General features: G+C 35.1%; 6 protein-coding genes. 2 read left to right on the top strand and 4 right to left on the bottom strand.

Annotated elements, in window-relative coordinates:
• Positions 1-605: 605 nt before the first annotated feature.
• Both VNJ50_RS13260 and VNJ50_RS13255 read right to left on the bottom strand, forming a co-directional pair.
• A complete protein-coding gene (locus VNJ50_RS13260) occupies positions 606-1,052 on the bottom strand; it encodes a DUF420 domain-containing protein (RefSeq protein ID WP_325582693.1) in 447 nt (148 codons plus the stop codon).
• A gap of 354 nt (positions 1,053-1,406) precedes the next feature.
• Positions 1,407-2,840: an alanine/glycine:cation symporter family protein gene (locus VNJ50_RS13255; RefSeq protein ID WP_325582691.1), complete on the bottom strand. Its 1,434-nt coding sequence runs from the start codon at positions 2,838-2,840 to the stop codon at positions 1,407-1,409.
• A 698-nt stretch (positions 2,841-3,538) separates the two neighbouring features.
• On the opposite strand from VNJ50_RS13255, the gene fahA reads away from it, so the two are divergent.
• Positions 3,539-4,825 carry a fumarylacetoacetase gene (gene fahA / locus VNJ50_RS13250; protein ID WP_325582689.1) on the top strand — a complete coding sequence of 429 codons (1,287 nt, stop codon included), beginning with the start codon at positions 3,539-3,541 and terminating at the stop codon, positions 4,823-4,825.
• 68 nt (positions 4,826-4,893) lie between these two features.
• Positions 4,894-6,075 carry a hypothetical protein gene (locus VNJ50_RS13245; protein ID WP_325582687.1) on the top strand — a complete coding sequence of 394 codons (1,182 nt, stop codon included), beginning with the start codon at positions 4,894-4,896 and terminating at the stop codon, positions 6,073-6,075.
• Between the two features lie 102 nt (positions 6,076-6,177).
• Here VNJ50_RS13245 and VNJ50_RS13240 read toward each other — a convergent pair whose 3' ends face one another.
• The gene (locus VNJ50_RS13240; protein ID WP_325582685.1) at positions 6,178-6,576 is read right to left on the bottom strand and encodes a lipocalin family protein; all 399 of its coding nucleotides are present in this window, start codon (positions 6,574-6,576) and stop codon (positions 6,178-6,180) included.
• Positions 6,577-6,717: 141 nt separating this feature from the next.
• A partial coding sequence (locus VNJ50_RS13235; protein WP_325582683.1) for a hypothetical protein occupies positions 6,718-6,906 on the bottom strand: 189 nt, incomplete at its 5' end.

Genomic DNA, 6,906 nt, shown 5'->3' with positions numbered 1-6,906 from the left:
AAATAAATTTATTGTCGTGTACCAATAAAAATGTGCTATTCAGTAGCGTCGGGCGGCATATTATTAGTTTCATTAAGACAAATTTCTGGCCGCAGCACAGACATTGATTAAAAACACAGTCCTTTTTATGCCATGGTTATTACTTAACCCAACATTAAATTTATTAAGATAAGAGAAACTACTCCAACAGTCAACGAAAACCACTTTGAGTTTAAATCGTTTATTCGTCCTGAAATGGAGATCATATAGGAGATCATATAAATGATTGAAATTAATCCTATCGTAAAGGAAACAATACCGATTATTCGTGGAAATAACAATAAACTATTTGTAACTGAAAAAGGATAGCCTTTAATCGTTCACATAATAAGTTCATCATGGCAAAGATTGAAACAATAAATCCAGAAGTCTACATTGTTAGTGCTCTGAATAATTTTCTTTTCAACCTTTGTTCAATAATCATATTTGTAATTGGAATAAGCATTGAGAAAGAAAATCCGAACAAAAGCGAACTTATTACAATGAGCTGGCTTGCAAGGGTATTCCAATATTCAGAAGAAAGTTCCGTCATATCATACTTTTTATGTTTCGAATTCAAAGAAGCTTTACACCAAATTTAAACTCATTACATAAACTGCCAATGCTGTGACTGCAGTATAAATTAAACCTCCAAAAATAATCAAGCCACAACTTTTATGGAGCTTTGATAATTTCCCTGGCAAGGTTTTACGAAATTGAATATTAGAAATTATAATCAAAAAAGTCCAAATAAGATAACTTAAAACGGCAACAATGATATGGGAGTATAAAATAATTTTAAAAAAACTGGTGCCATAATACTTGCTTTCGGAAGCCAAACTTCCCGAACCACCCGAATAACGAATCAAGCCTTCTAAAAGTAAAACACCCAAAACACAAACAATGAAGATGATGTTTTGAAGTTTTTGATGGGATTGATAATCTTTAACTCTTGCCCTTTTGACAGCATAATAAACACCAAAAGGAGAAAATAGGGTTAGCAGTAAAACTGCGGTCATAATTGTAATTGTCATATCCATTTTACTTTTTGATTTCTATTTACTAAACTGCTCTTTTTGTTAATTCACGAAATGAAAATAGTCAATAAGTTTTAACGTATATGATATCTTCAATTTTATCGAATCAATTATTTGTTTTCAATTGATATCAAACAGCTTCAAACGCTTTCGGATAAACAACCGTTCAGCAAATGTTCTTCAATCCATCTTTGGCTAGTTCAATTGCCATAAAAACATTGAAGGGAAACGTTGTGATCTTTCGAGGTGAAAAACAAACTTTGACAATTTTTTAGCCCTTTAATTTATAGACTAATAAATATAGGATAACTATTTATTTTAAAGACAGTTTTAGTTTTTGTGATATTAATTTCAATCTTTTTTATTAGTCCAAGCATCTGCATTTTTTATTCCTAATTCTGTTGGATTAAATTTCACTTTCCCTTTTAATTTTTTCTGTTTCTCATAATCTCTCAATGCTCGAATAGCAGGTTTTTGTAATAAGAGAATGGCTATAAAGTTAAGCCAAGCCATCATTCCTACACCAATATCGCCTAAATCCCAAGCACGTGCAGACGTATTCATTGATCCAAAAACAATGGTTGCCAAAAGTGCAATTCGTAAAATGAACAATGCAATTGGATTGATTTTATCCTTAAACATGAAGTTCAAATTGGTTTCGGCCATATAATAGTATGCCATCAAAGTTGTAAAAACGAAGAAAAATAAGGCAATAGCTACAAACCCAACACCGATACCCGGAATAAAATGATCAATAGCATATTGCGTGAATTCGGGACCAGAATCAACACCTTCTAATGTATTGACCAAATAACCTCCAGCCCCATCAGAAACATTGTATAGACCCGAAAACAGAATCATTAAGGCAGTGGCCGTACACACAAATAAAGTGTCAATATAAATAGAGAACGCTTGCACCAATCCTTGTTTTGCCGGATGATCAACTTCGGCGGCGGCGGCGGCATGAGGCGCAGTTCCTTGCCCCGCTTCATTGGAATATAAACCTCGCTTTACACCCATCGCAATAGCAGAACCAATGATTCCTCCAAAAGTTGAATCTATACCAAAAGCACTATTAAAAATTAATTTAAAAACAGCAGGAACCTCACCGATATTCATTCCGATAATAATAGCTGCCATCAAAACATAACCTACTGCCATAAAGGGAACAATCCATTCAGCAGCTTTTGCAATTCGTCTAACACCTCCAAAAATTATAATGCCCAGCAAGACCGCAGTTGCAATTCCTGAATAAAGTGGATCTATATTAAATGCCAATTTCATGGCAACAGAAGAACTATTGCTTTGAACACCTGGCAAGAAAAACGCACAGCTAATAATCGTAATTATGGCAAACAAAGTTGCATACCACTTTATTCCCAGGCCTTTGAGAATATAATAAGCTGGTCCTCCACGATATTCTCCACCGCGTACATCTTTATAAATTTGGCCCAAAGTAGCTTCTACATAAGCAGTTGATGCACCAAAAAAAGCTACGACCCACATCCAAAAAATAGCACCGGGACCTCCTATTGCTATAGCTGTTGCAACTCCAGCAATGTTACCAGTTCCAATGCGTCCTGAAATGGCCAGAGCAAAAGCCTGAAAAGAACTAACGCCTTTGTCCGAAGATTGACCAGCAAATAACTCCTTGGCCATGGTTTTAACTAATCGGATCTGAACAAAACGAGTTCGTATCGAAAAGTATAATCCACCGAAAATACATAAAACAATTAAAGCATTACTCCAAATGATGGAATTTAGTAGATCGATGATATTCTCCATGTTAATATATTGTCAAATTTTAATCGGTTAAAGTATTTAGAATTTCTTAAACAACAAGGAAAATTCTCTCAATATTTTCAAAATGACAGTTAAAAAGGAGATGGTTGATATTTTTATATTTTTAATTCAATTTTATGTATCCAAATTTGTTCTCGATCTTGATTTTTTTGAAAGTTTTTTAACATCCATTCTTGGTCAAAATTCACTTTCTTGTTGAAATACAATTTCACGTTGTCCTAAACTTTAAATTAGGCTTGATGTCCACATAATAATAGGCAATGTATTTTTTTATGATTGAATTTTGTGGTTTAAATGTTTCGAAAAGTTCTTTCATTTCCTCTTTTTAAGGCTTTATAAAATCTTGATTAAATCCTATTCTTGTAACTTTAAATTCTGTTTTAAATTTCAATAATCTGTATTTTTAAGTATTACCATTTACTATCCGATATTTTAAAATGACTTCCCAAACATCCAAAATTCAAGCAAACCAGCAAAATTTTATATACAATTATTTATCAATGTGTTAATTCTTCGAAAATACACAAAAACACAAAATTCCTATTGGATTCAATTTTATTCGTAAAATGATTTTATCCGATTTTTGATCCTTAATGTATTTTTTCTTAAAATTTATTTTAAATTAAAAAAAATATGTAGGTTTGACTACATTTTATATTAAACTAATATATTGAAACAGTATGTCATTAGCAGCAAATAATCCGGACAGAACCTCATGGCTACATGTAGGAAAAAACTCTGACTTTCCTATACAAAACATTCCATTTGGCGTTTTTTTAACACGTAATGATATCATTACCATTGGCACACGCATTGGTGATACCGCCATTGATCTTGGAGCACTTCACCAATTAGGTTATTTTGATGGGATTCCGCTCACGGATGATATTTTTCTGCAAGATTCTCTAAACGACTTTATTGCCGACGGCCGAAAAACATGGCGTGCCGTTAGAAGCCGAATTGCCGAAATTTTTGACAGCAACAACACCACCCTAAAACATAATGTTAAGCATAAAGAGATTGTTTGTTTTAGATTGGACGAAATTGAAATGCAACTCCCGGTACATATTGGGGATTATACCGATTTTTATTCAAGTAAGGAGCATGCCACCAATGTAGGCACTATGTTTAGAGATCCTGAAAACGCACTGATGCCCAACTGGCTGCACATTCCCGTGGGTTATCATGGCCGTAGCTCGTCTATTATTCCATCAGGAATTCCAATCCACAGACCGCAAGGCCAAACCCTGCCAGAAGGCGCCACAGAACCCATATTTGGACCCTCAAAACTGGTTGATTTTGAATTGGAAATGGCATTCATCACCACCAATGCCAACGATTTGGGCGAGTCTATCGATGTCAATGAAGCCGAAGAATATATTTTTGGATTGGTCCTTTTTAACGATTGGTCAGCACGCGATATCCAAAAATGGGAGTATGTGCCATTAGGACCATTCTTGGCCAAAAACTTTGCATCGTCAATGTCCCCTTGGATTGTAACACTCGACGCTTTGGAGCCTTTCAAAGTAGCGGGCCCAAAACCCATTAAACCACTTTTACCGTATTTGCAATCCAAAGGAAAAAAAGGTTATGACATCAATTTAGAAGTAGCCATTCGCCCTAAAAACGCCAAGGAAACAATTGTCAGCAAATCCAATTTTAAATATATGTACTGGAACATGTCTCAGCAATTGGCACACCATACGGTTAACGGCTGCCCTGTAAATTCAGGCGATATGATGGCAAGTGGCACCATTTCGGGGCCTACGGAAGATTCCTACGGATCGATGCTGGAACTGACTTGGCGAGGTGAAAAACCTATAAAAATGAAAGACGGCTCAGAGCGCAAATTCATTAATGATTTTGATACCGTGATCATGCGTGGCCATTGCGAAAAAGACGGCACCAGAATCGGTTTTGGTGAGGTTTCAACACAGTTGCTGCCTGTTTATAATAAGAAGAAATAACTTGAAATTGAAGTTGAAAGCATGAAGATCGATACTTACCGGTTTTCATGTTTTTTAATATCAGATACATGAAAGAAAAACTACTTTATACCGCATTTATTTTACTACTTGTTTCCTGTGGCGGCAAAAAACAAATTGAAAAATCACTTCATTCTGGCAATTACGACCAGGCTATTAACGATGCTTTAAGAAAGCTTGAGACCAACAGAAACAAAGAGCGCAAACAAGATTATGTGGCTATGCTTCATAATGCTTTTGTAAAAGCAACAGAACGCGATCTGCAGAGCATCGATCATCTTAAAAAAGACGGCAATCCAGAACATTATAAAAACATCTACGATCTTTATCTGGGATTAAACGCCCGTCAGGAAGCCATTAAGCCGGTGCTGCCACTAAGTATTGGAAACAAACCAGTGCGCTTCGATTTTAAAGATTATTCCAATGCCATTGCCGGATCGCGCAATAATGTTTCTGATTATGTGTATCGCAACGCCTCTCAAATGCTCAACTCGCCCAACAAATACGACATTAAGGAAGCCTTCAACAAATTTCAATATATCGATCAGATCAACCCGAATTACAAAGACGTGCGTAATTTGATGCAAAAAGCGCACAATCTTGGTACGGACTACGTGATTGTAACCATCGAAAACCAAACCGATCAAGTGATTCCTAAACGTCTTGAAGACGACTTACTAAATTTTGATACTTACGGATTAGATCAATTTTGGACCGTATATCATGCCAAACGGGATAGAAAACTAAACTATGATTATGCGATGGCACTGCAATTAAAACGCATTAATATTTCGCCCGAAAAATTAAATGAAAAACAACTATTGCGAGAACGGCAAATTGTAGATGGCTGGAAATATCAAAAAGACAAAAACGGAAACGTAGCCAAAGACAGTTTAGGAAATGACATAAAAATTGACAATATCATCACTGTAAAAGCACGTTATTTTGAATTCCAACAATTCAAATCAACTCAAGTCATTGCCGATGTAGTATATGTGGATCTAAAAACCAATCAGACTTTAGACGTTTTTCCTATTAGCAGCGAATTTATTTTTGATCATATCTATGCCACCGTGAGCGGCGACGAGCGTGCTTTAAGTCAGCAAGATCGCAATTTGCTACGCAACAGACGTGTTCCGTTTCCATCCAATGAAGACATGGTTTATGATACGGGCGAAGATTTAAAAATGAAGCTAAAACAGATTATAAGTTCGTATCGCATGCGACGTTAGAATAAAAAAACTCCCTCTTTGGACATTGAGCTTGTCGAAATGAGGGAGTTTTTCGTAAAAGATTTACAAATGCAAATCTTAACACTGCTAGAAACAACTTTTTTATATCCTTTTATATTTCGCTTGACAAGGTTCAATACAAGGGTACTTAATAATCAAGATATTTCCATTCTTTTCAAATTCGAAATCATATTCTGAATTATTACAATCTGTTGAATTAAATGTCGATTCAGAACTGGAATAGGTTCCAAAAGTTGGCCTATCTGAAGTTATACCCATATCGCATAAGCTTCCATTAGAAACAATGATTCCTCCATTTCTAAAAGTTATAGTTTTATCGCTTTCAACAGAAGAAAAAGTTCCACTTCCATCTCCAGGATCTGATAAAACTTCTATTAATTGCCACTTTCCAATTAAATCGGTATCTAAGTTAGAATCATCGTCGTTATTACAGGACAACAATAATCCAGCTGTAATTAAGGTAAATACTATTTTTTTCATAATTAACTTTTATTATAGATACATAAATTGTAATTGGTTGCGTCCAATTGCCTTAAAATTTAGAATATATCTTACACCAACTCCCCTAACCCCAATCTATTAATCCCACCATGACTGTCATGCGCCACAACCACACCATTTTTAATAATTAGCAATCTGCTTAAAAATGATTTCACTAGTATTTGTATGACTTTTTAGAAGAATGTTTATTTGATAATGTTCTTTATCCCAAATCATATACAACGGATGTTCTTCAAAACTACCTTCCCTAGTTTCAATAAAACTTTTCTTCAAATATTGTCCTGCCACCTGGCCTTCACTAACTACTCT

Origin of the sequence: Gelidibacter sp., assembly GCF_035577925.1 — a bacterium.
Lineage (GTDB): Bacteria > Bacteroidota > Bacteroidia > Flavobacteriales > Flavobacteriaceae > Gelidibacter.
The sequence above is the reverse complement of the archived record's forward strand: the minus strand, read 5'-3'. Positions and strand labels throughout refer to the sequence as shown.

What these genes read in the sequence shown, in the direction of transcription:
- VNJ50_RS13260 (WP_325582693.1), bottom strand. Translation starts at nt 1,052, where the DNA reads ATGACAATTACAATTATGACCGCAGTTTTACTGCTAACCCTATTTTCT.
- VNJ50_RS13255 (WP_325582691.1), bottom strand. Translation starts at nt 2,840, where the DNA reads ATGGAGAATATCATCGATCTACTAAATTCCATCATTTGGAGTAATGCT.
- fahA (WP_325582689.1), top strand. Translation starts at nt 3,539, where the DNA reads ATGTCATTAGCAGCAAATAATCCGGACAGAACCTCATGGCTACATGTA.
- VNJ50_RS13245 (WP_325582687.1), top strand. Translation starts at nt 4,894, where the DNA reads ATGAAAGAAAAACTACTTTATACCGCATTTATTTTACTACTTGTTTCC.
- VNJ50_RS13240 (WP_325582685.1), bottom strand. Translation starts at nt 6,576, where the DNA reads ATGAAAAAAATAGTATTTACCTTAATTACAGCTGGATTATTGTTGTCC.